This is a genomic window from Paenibacillus oralis (genome assembly GCF_003863965.1).
In the GTDB taxonomy this organism is placed as follows: domain Bacteria; phylum Bacillota; class Bacilli; order Paenibacillales; family Paenibacillaceae; genus Fontibacillus; species Fontibacillus oralis.
Map to the genome: position 1 here is coordinate 6,438,199 of NZ_RRCN01000001.1, position 25,854 is coordinate 6,464,052.

A 25,854-nucleotide genomic window follows, 5' to 3' on the forward strand; every position below is an offset into this window, starting at 1 on the left:
TTTGGCTTATCCGCCGAAGGCCGCTTGTCAGCCGAGCGCGATATAGTCCTTCGTCGATTCGGTCAAGCGCCGTACGCCGGTTTCGGTGATCACGACATCATCCTCGATACGTACGCCGCCGAGCCCCGGCAAATAAATCCCCGGCTCCACCGTAACGACCATACCCGGCTTAAGCACGGTATCGCTCGTTTTGGACACGCGCGGATTTTCGTGAACTTCCATGCCGAGCCCGTGCCCGGTGCTGTGCCCAAAATACTCGCCGTACCCATAGCGGGCGATGATGTCCCGGGCCAGCGCATCCGCCTCCCGTCCGGTCATGCCCGGACGAAGATGCTCCAGCGTGTGCAGCTGCGCTTCCAGCACGATATCGTAAATTTCGCGCAGCTTGTCGGCCGGCTTGCCTAAAGCGACGGTACGGGTGATATCGGAGCAATATCCGTTCATGAACGCCCCGAAATCCATCGTCACCAGTTCGCCCGTTTGCATGATGCGCTCGCTGGCCCGGCCGTGCGGCAGCGCCGAACGTTCCCCGGAGGCGATGATCGTGTCAAACGAAGTGCCTTCGGCCCCGTGCTTGCGCATGAACGTTTCCAGTTCCAGCGCCGCGTCCCATTCGCTGACGCCGGGCTTCAGAACGTCCAGCATATGTAGGAATGTGCGATCGGCCAGTTCCGCCGCTTCTTTCATCAGCGCCAATTCCTCGCTGTCCTTGTACAACCGAAGCTCCTCGATCAACCCGCTCACCGGAACGAGCGCGGTCGGTTTCAATTCACGTTCATAAGTGCGGTAAGCCGAAAAAACGACATGCTCTTCCTCAAAGCCGAGCCGTTCCAGGTTCTCCTGGGCCAGCAAGGACTTGATCGTCCCCGTAACGGACGCGCCGTGGTCGACGATTTCAAACCCGGGCGCCTGTTCGGCGGCTTGGGTCAAGTAACGGAAATCCGTCAGCAGCCAGGCTTTCTCCGGGGTAACCAGCACGTAGCCGGAGCTTCCCGTAAATCCCGTCAAATAGCGGCGGTTCACCTCTCCGGTAATCAGCAGCGCTTCGATATTTTGAAGCTTCATCGCTTCGCGAAGCCGAACAACTCGAGTGCTCGCCATAACAAACTCTCCCTTGTTTTCACTTAGAGCTCTGTTGCGCGATCCGCCAGCTTAGGCGTTTTTCGTCTGCACATGGCGTTTGAGCGCGAGCAGCCCCATTTCATAACCGTACGATCCAAAACCGGCAATTTGTCCCACCGCAATCGGGGCGATGACCGAAGTATGCCGGAAAACCTCGCGCGCGTGAATATTCGACAAATGCACCTCCACAACGGGGATGCGCACCGATGTCAAGGCATCCCGCAGAGCATAGCTGTAATGCGTAAGCGCGCCGGGGTTGAGCAATATTCCGTCAGCGTTCCCGAAGGCTTCATGAATCCGGTCGATCAGCGCTCCCTCATGATTCGACTGAAAGAATGAGAGCGCAAGTTCATGGTCCCCTGCCAGCTTCCGCAGACGATCCTCAATATCGCCAAGCGTCTCGGAGCCATAGACGCCCGGTTCGCGAACGCCCAGCAAGTTTAAATTCGGTCCGTTCATAACCAGGATGCGGTACACAAGCTCTCCCCCTTCCCGAAAAATAACCAAAAGTAATTTTAACATAGAAGAGAGCCGCTTGAGAAGCTTTTTGTCTTACTGCAGCACGCCCTCCGAAGACTTCTTCGGTTCGCGCTCCCTTTCGTCCGTATATTCCTCCGCCGTCGTATAGCCAATGAACAATCCCCATAATAAATAGAGGCAAAATTCGCTGATGAGCGTATCTCTCGAAAGCTCAAGCAGCGGACGGGTCATTCCAAACATCGGGCCAAGAATGCCGAAGATGAGCCCCCACCAAACGATGCCGTACAGGATTCCCGGTCCCGGCCCTTTCAGCTTGCGGAACAAGAGCGTGTAGATAAGCGTAGCCAAAATGGAAAAAACGATGAAGAAGAGCCATCCGACATAATAACCGGCTTGACTGTGCAAAAAGGATCTTTTAAAAAAGGGCTCCACCAGATATCCGGGCACAACCGTCGTGAAGCGCAAGAAATAAAACAGCCCTTTGACCGCCCCCCAAATCAGGCCGGCAAAAAAACCGATCTCGAGGGAATAGAACCAAATGTTCGTCCGCTCCCTCCTATGCTGCCGCCAGGTCTGCCCGTAAAATTGCAGGCTCTCCTCATGACCGCTCCCCCGCGAAAGCTCCTGCTTGTTCCCTTCGGGTTCCCGGTTTTGCCGCTTGGGTTGATTCATGCGTTTCCACCCTTCCCATATAGAAATATTTTGTTGGTTAGTATGCTCAAATCCAAAAAGCCTAAACAACTAGAATTTGCCCGTAAAGTTCGATACAATGGAATCATTACGAATGATGTCCGCCGTCCGTTCGCACAAAACTTATTTCAACTTATATCTCTTGTAGGAAGGTGAAATACTTGCCTGAGCAATCCGCACCCACGATTTACGGCGGCCAAGCCGTTATAGAAGGCGTTATGTTCGGCGGCAAACATGTCAATGTGACAGCCGTGCGCCGCAAAACGGGAGAAATTACTTTTTTAGAGGTTCCCAAACAAGATAAAAACTGGGTCAAAAAGCTGCGCAAAATTCCGCTCATCCGCGGCATTGTCAGCATCGTCGATTCCAGTGCGAAAGGCTCCAAGCATTTGAATTATTCCGCCGAAGCCATGGCGGATGATGAGGTGGCGCCGGAGGAACGCGCCAAGCAAAAGGAAAAAGAGGAGTCCGGTTTTTCGCTAACGATGCTGGTCGGCGTCGCCGTCGCCGGGGTTTTGTCTTTTATCGCCGGCAAAGTCATTTTCACGCTGGTTCCCGCCCTGCTTGAGCAGTACTTGTTCCAGCACGCTTTTGCTAACCAAATGCTGCACTCGCTCGTGGAAGGCGTCATCAAAATCGTGCTGCTGCTGACTTATCTATGGCTTATCTCGCAAACCCCGGTCGTCAAGCGGCTGTTCCAGTATCACGGAGCGGAGCATAAAGTCATCTCCGCCTATGAGGCGGGGGAAGAATTAACGCCCAAGAACGTGCAAAAATACAGCCGCCTGCATTACCGCTGCGGCAGCAGCTTTATTATTTTGACGGTCATCGTCGGCGTGATCATTTATTCGCTGCCGATTTTCAGCTGGGATACGGTATGGGAACGGATGTACATCCGGATACTGCTGCTCCCGCTGGTCATTGGCATCTCTTTTGAATTGCTGCGGTTCACCAACGCCGTGCGGGATATTCCGGTGCTGCGTTTCCTCGGATACCCGGGTCTTTGGCTCCAGCTTCTCACGACCAAGGAACCGAGCGATGATCAGGTGGAAGTGTCGATCGCTTCTTTTAACCGCATGCGCGAGTTGGATGCCGAGCTGGAGAAAGTTCATGTCGTGGAATCGCCGGTAAGCTCCACTTTGGATCCTCTGAAAGGGTGATGAAAGCATGAAAAAACAAGGCATCATGTTTGGGATCATCATGCTCTTGGCTGTAATCGGGATCGTTGACGCGGTATTTGTTCGGCGTACCCTTGGTTTAGCGAATATCATCGTTCCGGTCGCTATCCTCGGCGTCGTATTCCTACTATACAAGTTCCCGCCGCGGAAATACCGGAAAAAGCAGCAGCCCAAAATCAAACCTTCCGCGCGGACGATGGCCAAAGTGGCCGCCGAACAACGGCGCAGTTCCTCTAGCGAAAGACGCAAGTCTTATCCTTTTCAAGTCATTGACGGCCATAAAGGCAAAAACGACGACGATTTGCCCAAATACCATTAAAGTGAAAATAAGCAGGACGCTAAGCCATGCAAGATGGCTTTCGCCCTGCTTTTTTAGGTTTCGCCTGCTCTCCCCAAAAGCCTAACCTATCACTTAAAAGCCCCTGGATTCGCCAGCTGGTATTTGTTAAATTGCTCTTCATAATATTGGACATTCCATTTGCCGAAAAACCGCTCGCCGGCACGAAAGCCCGATTCGTAAAGCAGCAGGCTCTCCTCCTCGTTGATATCAAACTGCGTTGTGGCAAACCCCAACGTCGGAATTTTGACCGTCCGATAGCGGTTGGACTGTTCGATATATCTTTCGTCATGCGCCGACAGCATCGTTTCCACGATCGCCTGCAGCATGGAAAACGGCCCGCGAATGTCATGCGGTTGATTGGTGTTTTTGCCGACCATTTGAAACCCGACCGTCGGAATCCGCTCTCCGCAACGCGGCGGTTCCTGGTCAAACAGCCAAAGCGGAAAATTGCTGAGCAAACCTCCGTCGACAATATGAAGAAATTGTTCGGAAAACGGCCTGCCTTTGGCCAGCTTTGGCGGCAGGCGCAGCAGCACGGGATCGAAAAAATACGGAATGCTGCAGCTCATCCGTACCGCCCTGGCAACCTCGAACGATTCCAGGCGAATACCGATTTTAGAGAGGTCGTCCGGCAGCACCAGAATTTTGCCGTTTGTAATATCCGATGCGATGATCGTCAGCTTGCCTTGGGCCAGGTCGGCAAACGTCCTTACGCCTTTGGCCAGCAAAATCTGCCGAATCCAATCCTCAAACGCCTCGCCCGAGTATAGCCCTTTTTTGAGCATCACCCGCATCGCCGGCCCGATGAACGCCATATTGAAGATTCGCGCCCGTTTCAGAAAGCGGGGAAACGACGTGGACAGGATGATGTTCTTCATTTCTTCCGCGGTATACCCGGCTGCGATCAGTGAAGCCACGATAGACCCGGACGAGGTTCCGGCTACGCGATGGAACACCCCCCCGTATTTCTCGGCCGCCCTGACCGCTCCCGCCAGCGAAATGCCTTTGACGCCCCCGCCTTCAAACACGCCGTTCATCAGCATCGGTCCCAAAGCCCCCATCCCATACACAAGTCTACTGCTTATGTATGATGGCAGAGGTTGTACGTATGCGGAGATTTACTGCAGCGGGGGCGCGAAGCGGGAAAGTGCCTCTTCTACCGTTATTTTTTCAACCTCTGCTTTCCCGCGTTTTATAAACTCAATCACGCCATGTTCGGCTGTTTTCCCGATAATGATGCGGTTGGGGATGCCGATCAGGTCGGCATCATTGAACTTGATGCCCGGGCGTTCCTCGCGATCGTCCAGCAGCACCTCGATTCCTTTCCGGGCGAGTTGTTCATACAGTTGTTCGGCCAGTTCGATTTGCTGCCGATCCTTTACGGAAACAGGAATGATATGCACCCGATAAGGAGCCAGAGCTGCCGGCCAAACGATTCCGCGCTCGTCATAATGCTGCTCGACCACAGCGGAGAGCAAACGCGAGATGCCGATTCCGTAACATCCCATAATGATATCCTGCTGCTTGCCGTTCCGGTCCAAATAGGACGCGCCCAGCATTTGGCTGTACTTTGTCCCCAATTTAAAAATATGCCCCACTTCAATCCCCCGGGATAACTTCAGCTTTCCTGCCTGACAATTCGGGCAGGTTTCTCCGTCTACGACATTGCGAAAATCGCCGATATGACTTGTTACGATATCCCGGGCCGGGCTGACATGCCGCAGGTGGTAATCGCGTTCATTCGCTCCCGCGATCCCCTCCCGCAGCGTGCTGACATCCCGGTCGAGAAGAATCGGGATCTTTAAGCCGAGCGGACCCGCAAAACCGGGCGGTGCGCCGGTTGCTTGCTCCACTGTAACCGGATCGGCAAGCTCAATGCTTTCGGCGCCCACATAGGCTTGCACCTTCAGTTCGTTAACTTCATGATCTCCGCGTACGACAACCGCCACCGGTTGTTTGCCGTCCAGCACATAAATCAGCGTTTTGATCAATTGCTCGGGCGGAACTTGCAAAAACTGTGTCAGTTCCTCGATAGTATGCACTTCGGGCGTATGCATTTTTTCCAAAGCGGCGCCTCCGGGCAGCGGCGGCGTGTTCACGCTATGCGATGAGGAGGCTTTTTCGATATTGGCGGCGTAATCGCAATGATCGCAGGCGGCCACAACATCCTCGCCGATGCCGGCAAAAACGATGAATTCATGGGACCCGCCTTCGCCTCCAATCGTGCCGGAATCCGCGTCAACGGCTCGATAGTCAAGCTGGCAACGCTCCATAATATTCCGGTACGCCTGGTACATCAAGGAATAGGAAACATCAAGGCCGGCCCAGTCCGCATCAAAGGAATAGGCGTCCTTCATCAGGAATTCCCGGCCGCGCAGCAAACCGAAGCGGGGACGCCGTTCATCCCGGAATTTCGTCTGGATTTGGTATACCGAAACCGGCAGCTTCCGGTAAGAATGAACCTCCCCTTTAACCAAGCTAGTAATCGCCTCCTCGTGCGTCGGTCCAAGCACAAATTCCCGCCCGTGGCGGTCGTTCAGCCGCATGAGTTCGGCTCCGTAGCGGGAATAACGGCCCGACTCACGCCAGAGCTCGGCCGGCTGCAGCGCCGGCAGCAGCAATTCCTGAGCCCCGGCCCGATCCATCTCTTCTCTGACGATTTGTTCGAGTTTGCGAAGAACGCGCCTGCCTAAAGGCAAATAGGTATAAACCCCTGCAGCCAATTGACGGATATAACCGGCCCGCAGCAGCCAAGCATGGCTGGCCGAATCGGCTTCGGCCGGAACTTCCCTTAGCGTAGGCAACAATAACCTGCTTTGACGCACTGTAAATGACCTCCTTATCGTTTCATGAAATAACCGCATAAACACAAAAAGACACATTCGTCAGGGACGAATGTGTCGTGGTACCACCCTATTTTCACCGTTTCTCGCAATAAGCAACGATGCTCTAATCCGGATAACGGCGGAATCCGGTACGGGTTACTGTGATGTTCTCCCGTACAGCTCCTAAGGCGGGAAGCATTCCCTCGCGGCAGAGGCCTTTCAGCTCGCTGGCCTCCTCTCTGGGGGCGCGAAATGGATGCTTATGTCCTTAATCACGGCTATTTCATATGAGATAGTATGAGTACGAATTTATATGATCCAAACTCCGTTGTCAAGCAAATCCAGTAAAAAATCTTACAAACCGTAATATTCCCTAAGCAGCGGAATCAGCCCAAGCGGGTTTTTGCGCAGGTCTTTGGCGCTGAAAAAGATGCTGCCGCTGATTTCCGGGACCTGACGGTTATACTCCAGTTGGTTGATCATTTCCGATGCGCTGGACCAGCCGACTTCCGGGGTGCCGATCTTGTACGGAGCATGGCCGATGTACAGCTTCACGCCTGTGCCCCGAACTTCGCCGGCCCACCAATTGGCCAGCACGTCGTATTGGACTTCCTTGCGCGTCAGGCTCCAGTAAAGTTGCGGAGCAACGTAATCGATCCAGCCGTGTTTGATCCAGGCGCGCACATCGGCATAAGTGCTGTCGTAAGCCGTGATGCCCGCCTTTGTGTCGGAGCCGGTCATATCGTTCGCTTTGTTGCGCCATACCCCAAACGGGCTGATGCCAAACGAGACTTTCGGCTTCTCCTGCTTGATGCCGGCCCCGAGATCCTGCACAAATTGATTGATGTTATCCCGGCGCCAGTCTCCCTTGCTCGAAATTTGATTGGCATTGTAATGTTTGAACGTGCTGTCATCGTTAAATTTGCTTGATGCCGTTTCTCCCGTCGGATAAAAATAATCGTCCAGGTGGACGCCATCGATATCGTAGTTTTGGACGACCTCCATAATCGCCTCGATCACGTGTTCCCTGGCTTCCGGAATGCCCGGGTTAATATAGAGCTTGCCGTCGAATTTCACGATCCAATCCGGGTGCTCGTTGGCGACGTGGTTCGCCGGCAGCTTGCTGGCATCCCCGCCCGTGCTGGCCCGGAACGGATTAAACCAGGCATGGAACTCCATGCCCCGACGATGCGTTTCCTCGATCAAAAACTCCAGCGGATCGTACCCCGGATCTTTACCGGCCGTACCCGTCAAGTAAGAGGACCAAGGAACAAGCTCGGAAGGGTAAATAGCGTCCGCCGAAGGGCGAACCTGGACGAACACCGCGTTCATCCCCATCGCCTGCACATCGTCAAGCAGCTTGATGTATTCCGCTTTTTGCGCTTCCGCATTTCCATACGAGTTTTTGCTCGGCCAATCCAGATTGGATACGGTGGACACCCAGACGCCGCGCAGCCCGTCCGCGGCCGTTCCCGTCTGCGGTGTTTGCGGCGCCTGCGGTGTTTGCGGCAGGCCGATTTGCGAGTCGTCCTTGCCGGTATCCTTATCCATGCCGGCGGCAGGCGTTTCCGCTTCCTGCCCCGTGGAGAGCGAGATCGTCTTCGATTGCTGATTCCAATCAACCTCCAGCCCAAGCTGCTCACTGACAAAGCGCAGCGGGACCATCGTGCGCCCTTGCGTATTTTCCACCGAAACGTCAAGCCCTACCGGAGCACCGTTGACCTGAGCGGTTTGCTCACCGACGACAAGAGCCAGGGTGCTGCCGTCCTTTTGGATCGTGACCGTTTTCGCGGCCTGCGACCACGCCACGCTTGCGCCCAAGCCTTCGCTAATGACCCTTAGCGGAACCATCGTCACGTTTTGCTGCGGTTTGATATAAGGCGGGGCATCGGTGGATAACTTCGTCCCGTCCAATAGTATCGTAATGGCGTCAGCTGCGCTCGCCTTCATCTGCCCGCCCAGCGGCCACACAAGCAGGAGAACGAGAAGAGGGATAAACCAAGTGCGAAATTTCATCAGTAACCTCCAAAAAATATTATGTATGGACAAATCCGTCTACTTCTTTATTAACGCTTTGGAGAGCCCAAGAGTTGCGGTTTTACGAAAAAAAGAGCATCTGCCTTGGTCATAAGACAGATGCTTCTTCTAGGATTCGTTTAATAACTCCTGATGCACGTTTTCCAGATCGTGAATCCGCGAGCTGTCGCGTTTGAAATATTCCACCAGCGTTGCGATGCGGGTAATGGAATCCCAGCTCAGATGATGTTCGATCCCTTCCACGTCTTTATAAATATTTTCATGATCGACCCCGATCATGCCGAGAAACTCCTCCAGCAGATGGTGCCGGTCCACGAGCCGTTTTCCGATTTTTTTGCCTTTGCTGGTCAATACCAGTCCCCTATATTTCTCGTAAATCAAGTATTCATCCTTGTCCAATTTCTGAATCATTTTCGTGACAGACGAAGGATGAACCTCCAAACCTTCCGCGATATCGGATACTCGCGCGTATCCCTTCTCGTCGATCAGCTTGTAGATTCGCTCTAAATAATCCTCCATACTGGGCGTTGGCATTTGATGATTCCCTCTTTTCCATGTGTTGAAGCAGACTTCATTGTACGCAAAAAAACACTACTCTGTTAATGATACATGTTATGATTGTCCGTTGGCAAGTGCACTTTTGCACACTTTCTTCGCTTCAACCCATGTCAGAACTTCAGCCACTCCGGAGTAATTTGCTGCAGCCAAATGGTGAATTGAGCCATGCGGTTCGTAAACAACAGTACGCCCATGAGCAGCATAAGGGCGCCGCCGATTTTCATCATCACCGCGGAATAGCGGACGATCCATTTGGTAGAACCGATAAAAAACGCCAGAATAAAAAAAGGCACGGCAAATCCCAGCGTATAGGCCGTAATCAGGCCAAGCCATGTCCCCGGTTCGCTGACGGCAAGCGCGATGATCGCCGCCAAAATCGGCCCGACACAGGGAGACCAGCCGGCGGAAAAGCCGACGCCGAAAATGAACGATCCGATGTAGCTGGCCCGCTTGAATTTGAGGTCGAGCTTGCGCTCCTTCATCAGAAATTGAGGCTGAAAAATGCCGAGCAAAAACAACCCCATTAATATAATCAAAATGGCGGAAAGCTGGCGGATCAGATCCCGGTATTGGTTAAACAGTTCGCCAAACAACCCCGCGCCAAAACCAAGCGTGAAAAAAACGACGGAAAAACCGAGAATGAAGGCGAGCGTATGGGTCATCGTCCGGAATCGGACCTCCCGCTTGCTCTGTTCCGTCTTCAGCTGCTGAACCGACATCCCGGTGATATAGGATAGATAGGAAGGGTATAAAGGCAGGCAGCACGGGGAAATAAACGAAGCCACCCCCGCGCCGAAAGCGAGTCCCAGATTGATATCGGCCATCGTAACCTCCAGTTCAGTACTATATAAACGCCATAACCGCCGGCTTAAGCAGATAAGCCTTTTTTACCAAGCAAGGTTAATATAAGCATAAAAATCAGCAGAAGCACGATCGTCGCACCGGGAGCCAAGTTCCAAATTCCCGCCGTCATCAAACCGGCAATCACGGCGATTTCGGCCACAATAACCGAGAAAATGACGGATGTCCTGAAGCTGCGGGCGATCAGCAAACTGCAGGCCGCCGGAATCGTCAGCAACGCGGATACCAGCAAGGCACCGACGATTTTGATCGCCGTACTGATCACGAGCGCCGTCATTACAGTGATGAGCAAATTGAGCAGCTTTACGGGCAACCCGCTGACAGACGCCGCGTCCTCTTCAAAAGTGAGCAGAAAGAATTCCTTAAAAAACAAGGACACCACCGCAACAACAACGACGGTCACGCCCCCTACGACATACAGATCAGTGGTATCAAGCGTATAAATGCTTCCAAACAAATAACTCACTACATCCGTATTGTAACCCATTCCCAGCGTAAAGAACAGGGAAGCCAAAGCAACCCCGCCCGACATAATGATGGCGATCGAAAGCTCGGCATAACCTTTGTACGCCTTGCGCAGCTTTTCGATCGCAAAGGAAGCGACAACGGCAAAGGCCAGCCCGATCCCTACAGGGTATACGCCGACGAGAAAGCCCAAAGCGACGCCGGCAATCGTCACGTGCGCCAGTGTATCCCCGATCATGGACAAGCGGCGCAGCACCAGAAATATCCCGATCAACGGCGCCGTCAACCCGATAAGCAACCCTCCGGCCAACGCTCTTTGAAAAAAATCAGCGGTTAAGATTTCCAAGATTCACATCTCCTAAAAATTTTGCGAAGCAAAATTCACTTCGTAAGGGCTAATTCAGCGAATGCTGCAGGTCAGGGATGGCGCAATCCTGCTCATGCGAATGGCGCACATAAAATTTAATCGCGCCGCACCGCTCGCGCGGCTCGCTCCCCAGACGCCCTTCGATCATTTCGATATCGTGGGAAACCATGAGGAACGTCATATGATGGTGAGCGTGCATATGAAAAATCAATTCAAAAAAATCGGCCTGCGTCTGCGCGTCGATCCCGACGGTCGGCTCATCCAATACGAGCAAATCCGGCTTATTCACCAAGGCCCGGGCCAAAAAAACGCGCTGCTGCTGCCCGCCCGACAACTGGCCGATCCGCTTGCCCGCGAGATCACCGATCCGCATCACCTCTAACGCATCGTCGCATTTACGCTGCTCCTCGCGTCCGATACGGCGGAAAATCTTTTTGTTGCTGTACAATCCCGACATTACCACTTCGCGAACGGTCGCCGGAAATAGCGGGTTAAACGCGTTTTTCTGCGGCACGTATCCGATACGTTCCCAGTCGCGAAAACGCCGGATCGGCTCGCCAAACAAGCGGATTTCCCCCTCCGTCGGCGACAGCAAACCGACCATCATGCGCAGCAGGGTCGTTTTGCCCGCTCCGTTGGAGCCGATTACCCCGACGAAATCACGCTCCCGGACGACGAAGCTGAAGTCGGAAATCACTTTTTGTTCTTTATAGGCAAAAGAGACATGGTCCAGCTCAATGATACTGTCATGGCAAACGGCCTCCAAGGCCGCAGTAGTGTCGGATTTCATAACGTCTTTCCTTCCGGAGCAATGGCCCCCTAATATCGCAAGAAAAACTCCGCTAAATGCGGTCTGTCTTCATTGAATGTTCGTCGATCATCGTTTCTTCTTACTTTTCTTATTGTAGAGCGAGAATCAAATTTTGCAAATTTTTCTTCATCAAGGTGAAATAGTTGTCCCCAGCCTGTTCCTGCGCTTTGGTCAAGCCTTCGACCGGGTTCAGCACCAGCGTCTGCACGCCGGCTTCGGATGCCAGTGTTTTGGCCAATTTATCCGAGACCAGTTCCTCAAAGAAAACATACTTGATTCCGCGATCCTTCACCAGCTTCGACAAAGCGACCAAATCCTGCGCCCGCGGCTCGGCTTCCGGCGAAAGCCCCATGATCGCATGCTGCGTCAAACCGTAATCGCGGCACAGATACCCAAACGCCTGATGCGAGACGACGATTTCATAACGGGTCACGGCGGACAATTGCTCCGTAAATTCGGCATCCAGCGCCTGCAGCTTAGCGGTCAACGTTTCATAACGCGCTTCGTAATCCGCCTGGTGCTCCGGGTCGACCGCGACATAGCTGTCTTTGATGTTTTTCGCCATAACCATCGCGGATTTGGGGCTTACCCAGGTATGCGGATCGACGGATGCGCCGACGTCATGTCCTTCATGCGAATCCTGAGTTCCTTCCGTATGCGAATGGCCTGCTTCCTCAGATTCCTCAGCCACCGCTCCATGTCCATGGCCGTCGTCGCCTTCCGCCCGAATCAACTCAATGCCTTCGCTGACCTCCACCGTTTTGACCTGGGCGTCATTCCCCAGCCCCTTCAGGAAATTGGGCACCCAGCCCTCAAGCCCGGCACCGTTGTACAGAAACAATTGGGCTTTCGAAGTATTCAAAATGTCTTGGCTGCGCGGCGTCCAATCATGCGGCTCCACACCCGTCGGCAGCAGGTTGATGACATTCGCATTCTCCCCGCCAATTTCCTTGGCGAATTCATATATCGGATAAAAGCTCGTCACAACATTAACTTTGCCCTCTACAATCTTTCCTTCGGAATCCTTCCCGCACGCGGAAAGCAGCAGTGCTCCCGCAAGCAGCAGAGCAGCCGGTATGATCCAGCTTTTTTTATGTAAACGCATGGATTATCTCTCCTTTTCTTAATCGTAATGATTACCAAAAGGATTATAGGGCCATTCATAGACGATTGTCAACTATTAATTCAGGCCGCTTTTGTAAAACTACAGTGCCGGCCATCTTACTACAGATGACCTTATTCGGCGTTTCAACGAACATTTTGGCCATTTTCGGGCAAATCAGAGCGCTGGGGTCCGTTAGGGTGGGCAGCGATAACCGGACCGGCTACATTCTAGTCTTCCTCGAAAAAGCCCGCAAAAAACAAAAAACCGCCAAAGAGTACATGGACTCCCGGCGGTTTTTTGGGCGAATGACCGCAGCCCCGTTAAACTTACTTGACGACCGCGCCGTTTGGCATCGAGTCCGGAACCGTAGCCAGCGTCAGTTGATCGCCTTGCGAAGCCGCGAGGATCATCCCCTGCGACAGCTCGCCACGCAGCTTCACCGGCTTCAGGTTGGTGACGCAAATGACCTTGCGCCCAACCAGTTCCTCCGGCTTGTAGAACTTGGCGATGCCGGATACAACCTGGCGCTGCTCGAACCCGAGATCCAGCTGCAGCTTCAGCAGCTTGTCGGCCTTCTCTACCTGCTCGCAGGCAAGCACCTGCGCCACTCGCAGCTCCACCTTGGCGAAATCGTCGATGCCGATTTCGTCCTTGAGCTCCGGCCGCTCCGCCGCCGGTGCCGCCGCAGCAGCGCTCGCCTCTGTTGGTACGGCCGCCTCCGCCCCGGCCGGCGCTCCTCCGCTCATCGAGTTCACGATGAACTCGACTTCCTGCTCCGCATCGAGCCGCGGGAAAATCGGCTCGCCTTTGACCAGCTTCATACCGGCCGGAATCAGGCCAAACGTATGCAGGCTCTCCCAGGTCGTCAGCTCCCCGGGAGCGATCCCGAGCTGGGCCCAGATTTTCGCCGGCGCCTGCGTCAGGAACGGCTGCAGCAAAATCGAAGCAAAACGCAGCGATTCGGCCAAATGGACCATGACCGAAGCGAGCTCCGCCCGCTTGGCTTCATCTTTCGCCAGCACCCACGGCTGCGTCTCATCAATGTATTTGTTCGTGCGGCTGATAAACGCCCCAATGTGGGTCAAAGCGATGGAGAACTCCATATTCTCCATCACCTCCTCCACCTTGCGGACCGTTTCTTCCGCCGCCTTAACCAGATCCGCGTCAAACGGCGTCACATTCGGCCGGTACGCCGGCACCTCGCCGCCGAAATATTTGTCGATCATCGCAACCGTCCGGTTCAGCAAGTTGCCCAGATCGTTGGCGAGATCGGAATTTACCCGCTGCACAAAGCTTTCCGGCGTAAACGAACCGTCCGAACCGAAAGGTACCTCGCGCAGTAAATAATAGCGGGTCGCGTCCAGACCGTAGCGCTCGATCAGCACGTTCGGGTCCATGACATTGCCTTTCGATTTGGACATTTTGCCGCCCTTCATCAGCAGCCAGCCATGACCAAACACTTTTTTCGGCAGCGGCAGCCCCAGGGCCATCAGCATGATCGGCCAGTAAATTGTGTGGAAACGCACGATCTCCTTGCCCACCAGATGCACGTCCGCCGGCCAATACCGTTCGAACAGCTCCGGATTATCCGTACCGTACCCCAGTGCGGTAATATAGTTGGACAAAGCGTCGATCCACACGTACACAACGTGCTTCGGATCGCCTTTCACCTTTACGCCCCAGTCGAACGTCGTCCGCGATACGGCCAAATCCTCCAGCCCCGGTTTGATGAAATTATTGATCATCTCGTTTTTGCGCGATTCCGGCTGAATGAAGTCCGGATTTTCCTCATAATACTTAAGCAGACGGTCCACATAATGGCTCATCCGGAAAAAGTAACATTCTTCTTTCACCAATTCAACCGGATGACCGCTTTCCGGACTTTTCCCGCCGATAACCTCGCCTTTTTCGTTCCGGACTACATCAACAAGCTGAGATTCCGTATAGTACGTTTCGTCGGGAATGCTGTACCAGCCTTCATATTCGCCTTTGTAAATATCGCCTTGCTTAACCAGCCGGTCGAAAATCTCCTCAACGACCTGCTTATGCCGCGGCTCCGTCGTGCGGATGAAATCGTCATAAGAGATGTCCAGCTTCTCCCACAGCTGCTTGATTCCGGCGACAATGCCGTCCACAAACTGCTGCGGGGTCTGGCCTTTCTCCTGCGCTTTGCGCTCGATCTTTTGCCCGTGTTCGTCGGTCCCCGTCAAGTAGCGCACGTCATACCCGCGCAGCCGCTTGTAGCGCGCCATGGCGTCGCCGGCCACCGTCGTATAAGCGTGCCCGATATGCAGCTTGTCGCTCGGGTAATAAATCGGCGTTGTGATGTAAAAGGTAGGTTTGTTGTTAGACATACTCTTTCATCTCCTTATTAAGAGGTTGTTGAACACGCATTTAAATGCAACAAAAAAACTCCCGTCCCCTATGGGACGAGAGTTTGCTCACGTGCTGCCACCCAAATTCCCCGCGCCTTCGCAGACAGCGGGCTCTGCAGGTCGATAAACGACCCCTCCGTTAACGCCGGATTTACGCCGCTCCCTTACCCATCCGTCCGTAAAAACGCGGGGGCCGGCTCGAAAGCGGTTCCTCCCGGACCATCTTCCAAAGCGAATTCAGACCGGTTTGCAGCTCCCCCGGCTCTCTGTGGCTGAATCCCTTCTTTGTACTTATCCGTTCACTGGAAGTATATAACTTTCTTTATTTTAGGAAAAGTTTTAGGCCGTGTCAAGCAGGGCGGCGCACCAACTCAACGCTTAACGTCAGGCCTGGCCGTCCCTTACCGGCGGTGTTCCGCGTCCATCTCGCCGTTTTTCCACTTTCGGCGGAACCGGATCAATGCCTCCCGGATGAAAAGGATGGCATTTCGCGATGCGTTTGGCCGCCAGCCAGGATCCCTTCAGCGGCCCGTGAACCTCGATCGCCTCCAGGGCGTATGCCGAGCAGGTTGGATAAAACCGGCAGGTCGGCGGCTTCAGAGGAGAAATAAATTTGCGGTAAACGTATATCGGAGCCTGAAACGTCTTGCGCACCACGCCCATTTCAGGACACCCCGTGCTGCTCCGGAACCTGCGCTTCTTTCGCGTCCGGGCGGCAGTTTTTACAATACCCGAATACTTCGAATTTATGTTTCACCACCTGAAACTGTTCGGGCGCATCGGTCAGCGGCATCGGACAAAAATGAATCGGGTACGTCTTTTCGCATTGCAGGCAGATCATATGATGATGATGTTCTCCTTCACTGCTGCAGGAGGCCCTGAACTTCAGCCCATCTTCGAACACAATCTGCTCCAGTACGCCCAGTTCCTCCATCACCCGCAAATTTCGGTATACAGTATCAAAGCTGAGCCCGCTGTATTTCTTGCCCATATAGTCATAAACGTCCTTTGGGGTCAAATAACCGTCCGTCTCGGCAAACAGCTTCGCCAAACTTTTGCGTTGATCCGTAATCCGCAGCCCCCGGCTGGACATCACTTTGATAATTTCCTCTGTCGACAGCATGTGACATTCCTCCCGTCTTAAACCGTTTCTACATGCGTCTTCTTTAATAATGCCGCAAATCGAAAGCCCCGTCAATGAGACAGGGCTTTGATTATAGAATAGTTGCAAAATGTGATTTGCAATTAATCTTTGGAGCAAAGCCGATCAAGAACATTTCTAAAAAATAACCAGGCACGGCGATCGCCGTGCCTGGTTTCCGTTTAGAATTTCTTTTCCGGCAGTTGCTGGAACAGAATGCTGAATGGCAGGTTGCTGCCCGGAGCCGCCGTAAACAGCAGCTCTACCGTCTGTTCACTTTCCCCGGTGCGGAACAGCACGCCGTTTTCGTTCGGAGCCTTTAAGCTGGCGCTGTTATTGGCCAGGTTTACGATACTTCCGTTCACCATAATGACGCCCATATATCTTCCGCCCCGCGGGTTAAACGTCACGAGCGTATTCGGCGCAACGCGGTACAGCTTAATTTTATACAACATGCCGAAATTGCCGGCATTCATTTTATAGGCTTGAGTTACTCCGTCCGCGCCGATCTGGAACGGATCGCTTGAGTTGTCGCCAATCATCAGGCGGGCCGGCTTATCTCCGACCAGATTGGTGACTTCAATGTTCCGGGTGGATTCCATGTAAGTTCCCCGGTTATGAACGTCCTCCGGAAGGGCGGCCAGGTAAGGCAGCGCGTTGAACGGGTCCTGCCCTTTATCGACCATCACCACGTTATATTGCATGGTTTGATCACTGTATAAATCGGCAAATAAAGAAATGACGTCCCCTTGCTTCATGGTACTCGCGCTCAGCTCGTTCAGGATGACTTTGCTCTCGCCCGGAGCGATCCAAATGTCTTTATATTTGTCGCCGGTTTGCATCGATTCGAAATACCGCTGCACGGACACTTTCCCCGCCGCCGTGGCATAAGGGCTCGGTCCGCCGAACCCAAGATATGTTTGGGTCAAATGGGCCGTTTCCGTATTGTTGTTCGTCGCAATCACGTACATGTCCATCGGTTGTCCGGTAGAGTTCACGTGATGGACCATGAAGCGCGTTGCACCGATTGCGGTTTCCCGGTACAACAAGCCTTTCTTATATACCGTCTCCGGGCTGTTGCTGCGAATCAGAGTGACCGGGTCGGACGTATAAGTATACTGCACTTTTTCCCAGCTCGGCACCGTCGTACCATCGAAGGCATACTTGTCGCCGATCGGGGTAAAGAGCTTGTTGAAATTGTCTTCGGTATACAGCAAGTCGTTCGTAATGGTGATCGTCTTCTCGACCGTCGAAAACAGGCCGAACTGGTTGACGACCTTCAAGCGGATCGTTTGCGGGCCCGGTGTAAAGAAGGCCAATTTCTTGTTTTCCCAAATGCGGTCTTTAATGCCGACTTCATCGGTGCTAAGATCCGTATAGGTGATCACTTCACCCATTTTGTAAGTATCTTTGTCCGTGGTGAAGTTGGCTACCGGCGGCGTATGCGGCTTCGATACGTTGATGGTCAAGGAGTACGGTTTACTCCACTGGCCGCTGGAATCCTGAACCCGGTAGGTAACGGTATAGCTTCCCGGCTCCGTGAACACGTCCTGCCGGCCGGTCCATTCTTCATTGACGATCTCAAGGCCGATCGGAGAAGAGGATTGGGTGATATATTGCACCTGTGTCTCGCCGGCTATAATCTCCTTATTGCCGATCGTAAAAGAAGCTTCCGGCAGTGTCGCCAGATTCACGATGACCCGCTTGCCCACCGAATCATATTGATAAGAAATGTTCAAAGCTTTGGTGATCGCCGTCAACGGCACCATGAAATTGTTTTTGACGGAATACGATTTCCCCTTCATCGTTTGCGTCACGCCGTTTACCTTGTAATAGGTCGTATCCAGTTTAAAACGCAGCTCGTCACTGCCGCGCTTAATGATCGTTTCCTTGGTATTATTATCAAAAGAGAGTTCAAATCCGGCCCGCTCCACAATGGCGCGGATCGAGATGTAGGATACGCCGTCTTTGACTTCCATCGGATAGCCGGCCAGGTATTCCTTCCCGTTTTGGTACATTTTATTGCTGTTTACCATCAAAATCAGCTGGCCCGAACCCGTCGTGGTCGTTTGGGAGCCAGGAGTCACTGGCGTCGTAGCCGGCTCCGTCACCGGCACATCGCCGTTCCCTTCATTCGTTCCGTCCTGCCCTTCCGCAGGAACCGCAGTTCCGTCCGTGTCGTCGTTTCCTGTCTGCTCTAAGTCCCCGGTCTGGCCTCCGGTTTGAACCTGACCCGCATTGTCTTCATTCATCCCGCTTTGATCAGTCGATGTGGCCTGATCTATCGTTTGCTCCGAAACACTGTTCGCGCCCGGATTATCCCCCTGGATGAGCTCCTCTGCGCTTGCCGGAAGAACCATGGCAATTTGCGATGTTGCCAAAATCGTGGTGATTAACAATCGTTTCAAATTCATGCCTAAACTCCCTTTACTCTCCCATTTTTATGTAGATCCCTCGTGATCTCACAATCTATTAAACGCATGTAAAGGGGAAAAGTTTCTAAAGATTATATACAAAATTAGACAAACTATTTGTCCCTCGCGCTCCCCGTGGAATAACGGGTACTCAGGCTCACCGGCAAGACTCCTTTGGCCCGAAGTTTTCCGGTCAGCACCCCGGCCAACGCATCCAGGGCAAAAGGACGATTTTCGTAGAGGCACAAATACGTGCCGACGTCCGGAAAAGCATGGATATCGTAAGGATTCCGCGAAGAAGCGACGATCAGCCGCCGCCGTGAGCCCCGGGCTTGAATAAGGGCATTCACCAAGCGTTTCTGCCCTTCATCGATTTCTCCCTCCGCCGTGTAGGTGATCACGACGATTTGTTCAAAACCTTCGCTCTGCCGGAGCACGGCGGCGATTTCCGCATCCGCCGGACGCGAGCCGATAAGAGCAAGGACGACCTGCTCATGCAGCGGCTTTAACGCATCGGCAAGCGTATAAGAATGCACCGCCGGCTCATCGACCTCGGTGCGGTGGCGCAGCTCCGGCCACACGACCAGCACGGGCCTAGCCGGATCAAGCGGCAGGTTGCCGGCATCGCAGACGAGCGTGACGCTGCGTTCGGCGCAGCGGCGGAGCAAGCCGGCGCTTTCCGCCTGCGGCGTCAGCGGATCGGGCGGCCCGGACGCCGCCGCGTACGTCTCGCCTGCCGCGCCCCCCAGCCGCTCCGCCTTCAGCGCCAAAATCCGCGCCACCGACGCATCGATCCGCTCCTCGCTTAAGCGCCCGCCGCGCACCGCCGCGCATACCTGCTCGATCGCGGCGACCTGCTCCGCCATCGTGTGGCTGACGAGGACCAGGTCGGCCCCGGCTTCGATCGCGCGCACGGCACCTTCCGCTACTCCGAAATGGCGGGAAATCGCCTGCATCTCCAGACAATCGGTGACGATGAGTCCCCGGTAGCCCAGCTCTTCCCGCAGCAATTCGGTCAACACGCGCCGCGATAACGTCGCCGGAATTTCGTCAGGCTCAAAAGCCGGAAAAATAACATGCGCCGTCATCATCGCATCCACTTCCGCCTCGATGGCCCGCCGAAACGGAACCAGCTCGACCTCGTGCAGCCGCTCCTTGCCGTGAGGCACCACGGCGAGCCCGAGGTGGGAATCGACGTCCGTGTCGCCGTGCCCGGGAAAATGCTTGGCCGTGGCGATCACGCCTTGGCTAAGGTAACCGCGAATCGCCGCAGCCCCATGCTGCGCCACAAGCTCCGGATTCTCCCCGAAGGAACGCACGCCGATGACGGGATTCGCCGGATTGTTGTTGACGTCGACGCAGGGCGCAAAATTAAAGTTGATGCCAAGCAGGGCCATCTCCTTTGCGGCCAGAGCGGCCACCCGTTCCGTCAGCCTCGGATCGTTTGCCGCCCCAAGCGCCATATTTCCCGGAATCCGGCTCATCCCTTCATGATCCAGCCGGGCGACCATGCCGCCTTCCTGATCAATTGAAACGAACAGCGGGACTGCGGACGCCTCCCGGTTGATCGCTTGCAGGCAACGCGACAAACCCGCAAGCTGCGCGGCCGATTCGATGTTGCGGCGAAAATACACGACCCCGCCGATATGGTATTGCCGGATCAGCGTCCGAATATGCTCATCCGGCGTTACGCCGTGAAAACCGCAAATAAACAGCTGCCCGACCTTTTGCTCCAAAGTGAGTGCTCCTGCGTTCATATCCCGTCCATCTCCCCGCTCAGGATGCGTTCGTCTCCTTCTGACGGTAATCGGAAGGCGTCATCCCGGTATATTTTTGAAACACTTTGGTAAAGTAGCGCCGCTCCTGGTAGCCGATTTCGCTGCCGATCTGGGCGATCGAGCGCCCGCTTTCCCGCAGCAGGCATTTGGCCAATTCGATCCGCTGTTTGGTCAGGTATTCGACGAACGTTTCCCCGAAGTGGCTTTTAAACAGCAGGCAGAAATAACTCGTGCTGATCCCGAGATGATCGGCCAGCTCCTCAATGCCGAAATCGTCGCCCAAATGCCGCTGAATGTAGTTCTCCGCGGTCATCATCAGCAGCTCGGAGGTCTTTTTGGATGAGAGGCAGGATCTTGACTGCGCAATCAACGATACGATCAGGGACAATAGGTCCTTGAGGCTAAGCGAGCGCTGCAGCCTTTGCCACAAAGCTTCCTCCTGCTCGCCGGGCAGCATCTGCAGCTCGCGCATTTCGCGCAGCAGATGAATCAGCAAGTAATGCAGCAGTTTAACGGCAGCATACGCCCGATGCTCATCCATATGACCGATATACCGCTTAAGCTCCGCCACGACCTGTTCCAGGGCTTCCAGGTTGCCATTGCGCAGGCCGCCGCTAAGCTGCTCGATCCAGCGCCAGTGCATCCGGGAATCCCCAGCGTCAGCGGGCCATATTTCCCTGAAGTCCTCCGTACGCCCTTCCCCCGCCTCCAAAAACCATTCCTCCGGCGCTTTTAAGATCAGCGTTTGCTGCAACCGATAGTACGCGGCCGCCAGTTCCTGAGCCGTTTGCGGCCGGGGCTCCAGGCAGAATCGGACCGCAAGCCCAGCCTCGTCATCTTCCCGCAGCCGTTGGCGCAGGCGTTCAAACCCGGGCTGCAGCGTCCATTTCGTAATCGGCCGGCTATCCGTCGAAACCGGGACCACCAGACACCATTCTCCCTCGCGAATTTGCAGCACCGTGGCTCCCGCGGGGAAAACGCCGCCGAAAATTTCTTTGATCGCGTGTTTGGTCCGCAAATTCCAAGCTTTCCGTTGAGGTGCGCTCCAGGGCAGGGAATGATGCGAGTAACCCTCGAAATCCAGCAGCAGGAGGACATAACACCGCTCTTCCGCCGGACCTTGCTCCTCATCCCACAAAGCGCCGTTTTCCGTTTCCTGTCCAAGCAGCGCATGGAGCAGGAAGTTTTCGGCGGCCAAATCCTTGGCCTGATGGAGGCGTTCCTCCATGCCCAGCGCTTTGCGTTTCTCCCGAATTTCGCCGGCGATCCGCCCCACCGTTTCCTCCAGCTCGGCATAATGGATCGGCTTGCAAATGTAATCTTTTACCCCATAACGGATCGCCGTCTTCGCATATTCAAACTCCTGATACCCCGTCAGAAGCAAAATTTCGCAGGGAAAATTCAGCTCGCGAACTTTTTGCAGCAGCGTGATCCCGTCCATAACCGGCATGCGGATGTCGCTCAAGATCAAATCGGGACGATGCAAGGCCGCCGCTTCCAGCGCATCCTTGCCGTTCCGGGCCAAACCGACGATTTCAAACCCCATATCTCCCCACGGCAATATTTTCGACAAATTGCTCAAAATATGAATTTCATCGTCAACCAGCAGAGCCTTTAAACGCATCGTCATCACCCGCCCCGTATTTAGGTATCACACACTGAATAATCGTTCCGTACCCGGGCTGCGAACAGATAAACAAGCCGTATTTGCGGCCGTATTTGAACCTGAGCCGATCGTACACGCTGCGCAGCCCCAGCCCCCGGCGTTCGTGACTCGGATAAGGCGTCACCGTCCCGTAGGCCGGATCCTCCAGGTCCGCGTATTGAATCGTCGCCAGTTGCCCGCTCGTCATCCCAATTCCGTTATCCTCCACTTTCAGCAGAATCCGGTCTTGTTCCATGCTCCCCGTTACCGTGATTTTGCCTTTGTACTCAATTCCTTCAAACCCGTGCTGAATGCTGTTTTCCACCAGCGGCTGCAGCGTCAATTTAAGCACCCGGCAATTCAGCATCTCGCCTTGAATGTTGATTTCATAATCAAACAAATCGTCGAACCTGAATTTCTGGATTTCCAAATAATTGCGCAAATGCTCGATTTCCTCGCTCAGCTTGATCTCTTCCCGCCCCTGGATGCTGATGCGCAAAATGCTGGCAAGACGAACGACCATTTCGCTGACCTTGCGCCCTTCGTTTTGCACGGCGAGCACATTGATCGATTCCAGCGTATTAAACAGAAAATGCGGTTTGATCTGCGCCTGCAGCACCCTCAGCTCGGCATTGGCCTTCTGCAGTTGCTCCCGCTTCACTTGCTCGAACAATTCATTGATTTTGTCCATTTGATTGTTGAAGCCTTTTTGCAGCAGCAGCAGCTCGTCGTCGCCTTTTTCGTCGACCCGGGCGTGCAAATCGCCGCTTTCGACCTTGCGCATAAAGCGCACGATCACACCGATCGTTCCGGTAATCCGGTTCATAAACAGCACGTTAAACAGCATCGCCGTCAGCACGCACACGCAAATGATCGCCACAAACCATTTGGCGAACATCGTTACCTCCCGGGACAAATAACTCCAGGAAGTCACCGACACCAGGCTCCAGGGGTAATCCTGCAGCTTATAGATCGAAATGACGCTTTCCTGCCCGTCAAATTTCCCTTTGAAACTGTGGTAACTTTCGGGGAACCGCCATTTGTGCGAAATATACTCCCCGATTTGCCGGCCATCCAGCTCCGCTTGGTAATCGTACAAAATAAGCCCCTGATCATTGACCAGCATAAACCGGGTATCCTGCAAATTGCTGCCCAAATTCAAGTTCTGAAAAATCTTTTCGAATTCCCAATTTTTGATCTGCACCACCAGCACGCCCACACGCCCCAGATTGCTCAGCTTCTTGATCAGCCGGATCTGCGTAAACACGCTGTCCGACCCGGTCAATTCCGGATATTCGTGCGGACCGATCCACCTTGGCATCCCGTTTAACGCCATCACTTCATTATATAGAGGATGCTCTTTGAATTTTTCGTAAGGCAGTGTTTGAAAATTTTCCTTGTTAAAAATCGCAATAACATTCGAGCGTCCCCCGCCATGGAGATTGTACAGGAACGCGTAGTCGATGGCGGGATGGCTGTACAGCAGGGAGCGGAAGTTCCGCTGGTTGGCGTTCAGCTCCAGTTGGGTCGTCGCCGTCAAATCCTGCGAATCCGGGTCCTTCGCCACCAGCGCATCCTGGAACACGCCCTTGGCAATGCCGTTGTCGGTCACGTTGTCCATTTCATGCAGCGCGCTTTTGATGCTGTAGCCGATCGCTTTCAGCGAATACTCCGCCTGTTGGCTGTATTTCGTTTCGATCGAACGGAAGGTGACCCAAAACGTAATAATCCCCAAAATAAACAAAGGGATAATGACGAGCCCTAAAAAGGCGGTAAACAATTTAATGCGCAGATTCATCGGCGGCAGCTCCCATGCTTTGAGCGAATATGCTTGACGTCTATTTTGGCGTTTTACCTCATTTTACCACGCCGCCGCTTATCCTTTAACGCTTCCCGCCGTCACCCCTTCAATAATTTTTTCCTGCAGCACGGCGTAAATGATCATGACGGGAAGCACGCTGAACACGATCCCGGCCGACATCTGAGCATAGTTCGTATTGTAGGCGTCGCGGAAACCGACCATGCCTACCGGCAGCGTGCGCAGTTCGTCGCTGGACAAAAAGTAGTTCGCCAGCAAAAACTCGTTCCAGTTCCCGAGAAAATTGACGATAAACACCGTGACGATAGCCGGAACGGTCAGCGGAACGATGATCCGCGCGAACAGCCTGGCGGAGCCGAGCCCATCCATGACAGCGGCTTCTTCGATTTCCCCGGGGATCGAGCGCATGAAGGCGGCCAGGATAATGACCGATAGCGGAATCGCGTTCGCCACATAAGGCAAAATGAGCGCCAGGTGCGTGTCGAGCACGTCCAGCCTGCGCATCATCCCGTAAATCGGCAGCAAAAGCGAGTTGTTCGGAATCAGCATGCCCAGCAGAATCAACTGAAAGATGACCATGCTGATCCGGCCATAGCGCATCCGCGTCACCGCAAACGCCAGCATCGCCGCCAGCAGGATGGACAGACAGGCCGACAATACGCCGATATACAAGCTGTTAAAAAAATAGGTGCTGATTTTGGCATTCACCCAGGCGTTGACGTAATTGTCAAAAATGATCGAACCCGGCGGTCCAAACGGGTTTGCAGCAATCGCCTGGTTGTTGCTTTTGACCGAGGAAAACAACACGAACAGAAACGGATATAAAATGACGAGCAGATAGGCCATTAGAAATAGATGCGGGATCGTTTTTTTGAGCGCTCTCATCAGTATTCAATCCTTTCCGTTCGTCTGGAGACGAAGACCTGGTATGCCGCCGTAATGAGGATCGTAAACACGAAAATGAGCACCGCGATCGCGTTGCCGAAGCCATGGCGGAAGCTGGTGATCGCGTAGCGGATCATATACGTCGCCATCACGTCCGTCGATCCCGCCGGACCGCCTTTAGTCATGACGAGCACGATGTCCGCCGCTTTCATCGCCCCGGCCACCGACAGCATGATGACGACGGAAATGATCGGCATGATGAGCGGAATCGTGATTTTTAACGCCCTCTGAATGCCGCTCGCGCCGTCGATCGCCGCCGCTTCTTCCAGCTCTCGCGGAATGGCCAGGATCGCCGCCAGCACCATCACGATGTAAAAGCCGGTCCACTGCCAGGCGTTCGTAATCAAGATGGATAACATCGCCCAATTTTTGTCCGACAGCCAATAGACCGGCGGAATGCCGAATACGCCCAGCACCTTGTTCATCAGCCCAAAATCCGGGTTATAAATAAATCCCCACAAAATGCCGATCACGGCAGTGGACATAATAGACGGCATAAACACGGCTGTCTTGTACAAGCCTTTAAGCTTCTTCACGCTTGCGATCAGCAGCGAAAAAAAGACGATCAGCGGCACTTGGATCAGGCAGGAAAACAGGATAAAATACGCGTTGTTGCGCACCGATTTCCAAAAAGCCTGATCATGCAAGGCCGTGGCGTAATTGTCCAAGCCGATGTAGCTTATGTTTTTCGAGATCCCGTTCCAGCTGGTAAAGCTGTGATTGATGGCGGTAAAAATCGGATAAATAAAAAAGGCCAGAAAAAGCACAAAGGCCGGTAAAACGAACAGCACATACAGCAGAGGATTTCTAAGCGCTTTGTTCATGCCAATAACCTCCGTAGTCGGGAGCAAAGGCGCCAACGCCATCGAGGCGAGCGGCGCCCTTGCCGAAATTCATT

General features: G+C 53.9%; 22 protein-coding genes. 2 read left to right on the plus strand and 20 right to left on the minus strand.

Annotated elements, in window-relative coordinates:
• Positions 1–27: 27 nt before the first annotated feature.
• The 3 genes from EHV15_RS28790 to EHV15_RS28800 are packed head-to-tail and all read right to left on the minus strand — an operon-like array spanning position 28 to position 2,274.
• Entirely contained in the window at positions 28–1,101 is a 1,074-nt protein-coding gene (locus EHV15_RS28790; RefSeq protein WP_128634263.1) for a M24 family metallopeptidase, read from the minus strand.
• 51 nt (positions 1,102–1,152) lie between these two features.
• Positions 1,153–1,644, minus strand: a complete 492-nt coding sequence (aroQ, locus tag EHV15_RS28795) for a type II 3-dehydroquinate dehydratase (RefSeq protein WP_425464454.1) — start codon at positions 1,642–1,644, stop codon at positions 1,153–1,155.
• A gap of 30 nt (positions 1,645–1,674) precedes the next feature.
• Entirely contained in the window at positions 1,675–2,274 is a 600-nt protein-coding gene (locus EHV15_RS28800) for a YqhR family membrane protein (protein ID WP_128634264.1), read from the minus strand.
• Positions 2,275–2,453: 179 nt separating this feature from the next.
• Here EHV15_RS28800 and EHV15_RS28805 point away from each other — a divergent pair, with 179 nt between their 5' ends.
• A complete protein-coding gene (locus EHV15_RS28805; RefSeq protein ID WP_128634265.1) occupies positions 2,454–3,452 on the plus strand; it encodes a DUF1385 domain-containing protein in 999 nt (332 codons plus the stop codon).
• 7 nt (positions 3,453–3,459) lie between these two features.
• Positions 3,460–3,789 (plus strand): hypothetical protein, encoded by a 330-nt coding sequence (locus tag EHV15_RS28810; RefSeq protein WP_128634266.1) that lies wholly within the window; start codon positions 3,460–3,462, stop codon positions 3,787–3,789.
• 89 nt (positions 3,790–3,878) lie between these two features.
• Here the strand turns inward: EHV15_RS28810 and EHV15_RS28815 are convergent, their stop codons facing one another.
• The 17 genes from EHV15_RS28815 to EHV15_RS28895 all read right to left on the minus strand — a co-directional run bounded on the left by EHV15_RS28815 (position 3,879) and on the right by EHV15_RS28895 (position 25,780).
• On the minus strand, positions 3,879–4,853 hold the full coding sequence (locus EHV15_RS28815; protein ID WP_128635591.1) for a patatin-like phospholipase family protein: 975 nt from the start codon (positions 4,851–4,853) through the stop codon (positions 3,879–3,881).
• Between the two features lie 75 nt (positions 4,854–4,928).
• A complete protein-coding gene (locus tag EHV15_RS28820; protein WP_128634267.1) occupies positions 4,929–6,635 on the minus strand; it encodes a proline--tRNA ligase in 1,707 nt (568 codons plus the stop codon).
• A 354-nt stretch (positions 6,636–6,989) separates the two neighbouring features.
• Entirely contained in the window at positions 6,990–8,651 is a 1,662-nt protein-coding gene (locus EHV15_RS28825) for a family 10 glycosylhydrolase (protein ID WP_128634268.1), read from the minus strand.
• A 129-nt stretch (positions 8,652–8,780) separates the two neighbouring features.
• Positions 8,781–9,206 (minus strand): transcriptional regulator MntR, encoded by a 426-nt coding sequence (mntR, locus tag EHV15_RS28830; RefSeq protein ID WP_128634269.1) that lies wholly within the window; start codon positions 9,204–9,206, stop codon positions 8,781–8,783.
• Between the two features lie 134 nt (positions 9,207–9,340).
• A complete protein-coding gene (locus EHV15_RS28835; RefSeq protein ID WP_128634270.1) occupies positions 9,341–10,054 on the minus strand; it encodes a cytochrome c biogenesis CcdA family protein in 714 nt (237 codons plus the stop codon).
• A gap of 44 nt (positions 10,055–10,098) precedes the next feature.
• Positions 10,099–10,902 (minus strand): metal ABC transporter permease, encoded by an 804-nt coding sequence (locus EHV15_RS28840; protein ID WP_128634271.1) that lies wholly within the window; start codon positions 10,900–10,902, stop codon positions 10,099–10,101.
• Between the two features lie 49 nt (positions 10,903–10,951).
• Positions 10,952–11,713 (minus strand): metal ABC transporter ATP-binding protein, encoded by a 762-nt coding sequence (locus EHV15_RS28845; protein ID WP_128634272.1) that lies wholly within the window; start codon positions 11,711–11,713, stop codon positions 10,952–10,954.
• A 109-nt stretch (positions 11,714–11,822) separates the two neighbouring features.
• Entirely contained in the window at positions 11,823–12,839 is a 1,017-nt protein-coding gene (locus EHV15_RS28850) for a metal ABC transporter substrate-binding protein (RefSeq protein ID WP_128634273.1), read from the minus strand.
• Positions 12,840–13,165: 326 nt separating this feature from the next.
• The gene (metG, locus tag EHV15_RS28855; protein WP_128634274.1) at positions 13,166–15,193 is read right to left on the minus strand and encodes a methionine--tRNA ligase; all 2,028 of its coding nucleotides are present in this window, start codon (positions 15,191–15,193) and stop codon (positions 13,166–13,168) included.
• Positions 15,194–15,598: 405 nt separating this feature from the next.
• Entirely contained in the window at positions 15,599–15,877 is a 279-nt protein-coding gene (gene yidD / locus EHV15_RS28860; protein WP_128634275.1) for a membrane protein insertion efficiency factor YidD, read from the minus strand.
• Between the two features lies 1 nt (position 15,878).
• Positions 15,879–16,337 (minus strand): Fur family transcriptional regulator, encoded by a 459-nt coding sequence (locus EHV15_RS28865; RefSeq protein ID WP_128634276.1) that lies wholly within the window; start codon positions 16,335–16,337, stop codon positions 15,879–15,881.
• Positions 16,338–16,537: 200 nt separating this feature from the next.
• Entirely contained in the window at positions 16,538–18,769 is a 2,232-nt protein-coding gene (locus EHV15_RS28870) for a copper amine oxidase N-terminal domain-containing protein (protein WP_128634277.1), read from the minus strand.
• Between the two features lie 113 nt (positions 18,770–18,882).
• Complete coding sequence (gene nagZ, locus EHV15_RS28875; RefSeq protein WP_128634278.1) at positions 18,883–20,526, minus strand: beta-N-acetylhexosaminidase; 1,644 nt, start codon at positions 20,524–20,526, stop codon at positions 18,883–18,885.
• A gap of 19 nt (positions 20,527–20,545) precedes the next feature.
• On the minus strand, positions 20,546–22,171 hold the full coding sequence (locus EHV15_RS28880) for a response regulator (protein ID WP_128634279.1): 1,626 nt from the start codon (positions 22,169–22,171) through the stop codon (positions 20,546–20,548).
• Positions 22,146–23,990, minus strand: coding sequence for a cache domain-containing sensor histidine kinase (locus tag EHV15_RS28885; protein ID WP_128634280.1), 1,845 nt, complete (start codon positions 23,988–23,990; stop codon positions 22,146–22,148). Before EHV15_RS28885 ends, EHV15_RS28880 begins: the two co-directional genes overlap by 26 nt.
• 78 nt (positions 23,991–24,068) lie before the next feature.
• Positions 24,069–24,896, minus strand: coding sequence for a carbohydrate ABC transporter permease (locus EHV15_RS28890; protein ID WP_128634281.1), 828 nt, complete (start codon positions 24,894–24,896; stop codon positions 24,069–24,071).
• Complete coding sequence (locus EHV15_RS28895; protein ID WP_128634282.1) at positions 24,896–25,780, minus strand: carbohydrate ABC transporter permease; 885 nt, start codon at positions 25,778–25,780, stop codon at positions 24,896–24,898. Before EHV15_RS28895 ends, EHV15_RS28890 begins: the two co-directional genes overlap by 1 nt.
• Between the last annotated feature and the right edge of the window lie 74 nt (positions 25,781–25,854).

Bases quoted from the DNA above. Each gene is read 5' to 3' on its own strand.
- EHV15_RS28790 (WP_128634263.1), bottom strand. From the start codon at position 1,101: ATGGCGAGCACTCGAGTTGTTCGGCTTCGCGAAGCGATGAAGCTTCAA.
- aroQ (WP_425464454.1), bottom strand. From the start codon at position 1,644: ATGTTAAAATTACTTTTGGTTATTTTTCGGGAAGGGGGAGAGCTTGTG.
- EHV15_RS28800 (WP_128634264.1), bottom strand. From the start codon at position 2,274: ATGAATCAACCCAAGCGGCAAAACCGGGAACCCGAAGGGAACAAGCAG.
- EHV15_RS28810 (WP_128634266.1), top strand. From the start codon at position 3,460: ATGAAAAAACAAGGCATCATGTTTGGGATCATCATGCTCTTGGCTGTA.
- EHV15_RS28815 (WP_128635591.1), bottom strand. From the start codon at position 4,853: ATGCTGATGAACGGCGTGTTTGAAGGCGGGGGCGTCAAAGGCATTTCG.
- EHV15_RS28825 (WP_128634268.1), bottom strand. From the start codon at position 8,651: ATGAAATTTCGCACTTGGTTTATCCCTCTTCTCGTTCTCCTGCTTGTG.
- mntR (WP_128634269.1), bottom strand. From the start codon at position 9,206: ATGCCAACGCCCAGTATGGAGGATTATTTAGAGCGAATCTACAAGCTG.
- EHV15_RS28835 (WP_128634270.1), bottom strand. From the start codon at position 10,054: ATGGCCGATATCAATCTGGGACTCGCTTTCGGCGCGGGGGTGGCTTCG.
- EHV15_RS28845 (WP_128634272.1), bottom strand. From the start codon at position 11,713: ATGAAATCCGACACTACTGCGGCCTTGGAGGCCGTTTGCCATGACAGT.
- EHV15_RS28850 (WP_128634273.1), bottom strand. From the start codon at position 12,839: ATGCGTTTACATAAAAAAAGCTGGATCATACCGGCTGCTCTGCTGCTT.
- metG (WP_128634274.1), bottom strand. From the start codon at position 15,193: ATGTCTAACAACAAACCTACCTTTTACATCACAACGCCGATTTATTAC.
- yidD (WP_128634275.1), bottom strand. From the start codon at position 15,877: ATGGGCGTGGTGCGCAAGACGTTTCAGGCTCCGATATACGTTTACCGC.
- EHV15_RS28865 (WP_128634276.1), bottom strand. From the start codon at position 16,337: ATGCTGTCGACAGAGGAAATTATCAAAGTGATGTCCAGCCGGGGGCTG.
- EHV15_RS28870 (WP_128634277.1), bottom strand. From the start codon at position 18,769: ATGAATTTGAAACGATTGTTAATCACCACGATTTTGGCAACATCGCAA.
- nagZ (WP_128634278.1), bottom strand. From the start codon at position 20,526: ATGAACGCAGGAGCACTCACTTTGGAGCAAAAGGTCGGGCAGCTGTTT.
- EHV15_RS28880 (WP_128634279.1), bottom strand. From the start codon at position 22,171: ATGCGTTTAAAGGCTCTGCTGGTTGACGATGAAATTCATATTTTGAGC.
- EHV15_RS28885 (WP_128634280.1), bottom strand. From the start codon at position 23,990: ATGAATCTGCGCATTAAATTGTTTACCGCCTTTTTAGGGCTCGTCATT.
- EHV15_RS28890 (WP_128634281.1), bottom strand. From the start codon at position 24,896: ATGAGAGCGCTCAAAAAAACGATCCCGCATCTATTTCTAATGGCCTAT.
- EHV15_RS28895 (WP_128634282.1), bottom strand. From the start codon at position 25,780: ATGAACAAAGCGCTTAGAAATCCTCTGCTGTATGTGCTGTTCGTTTTA.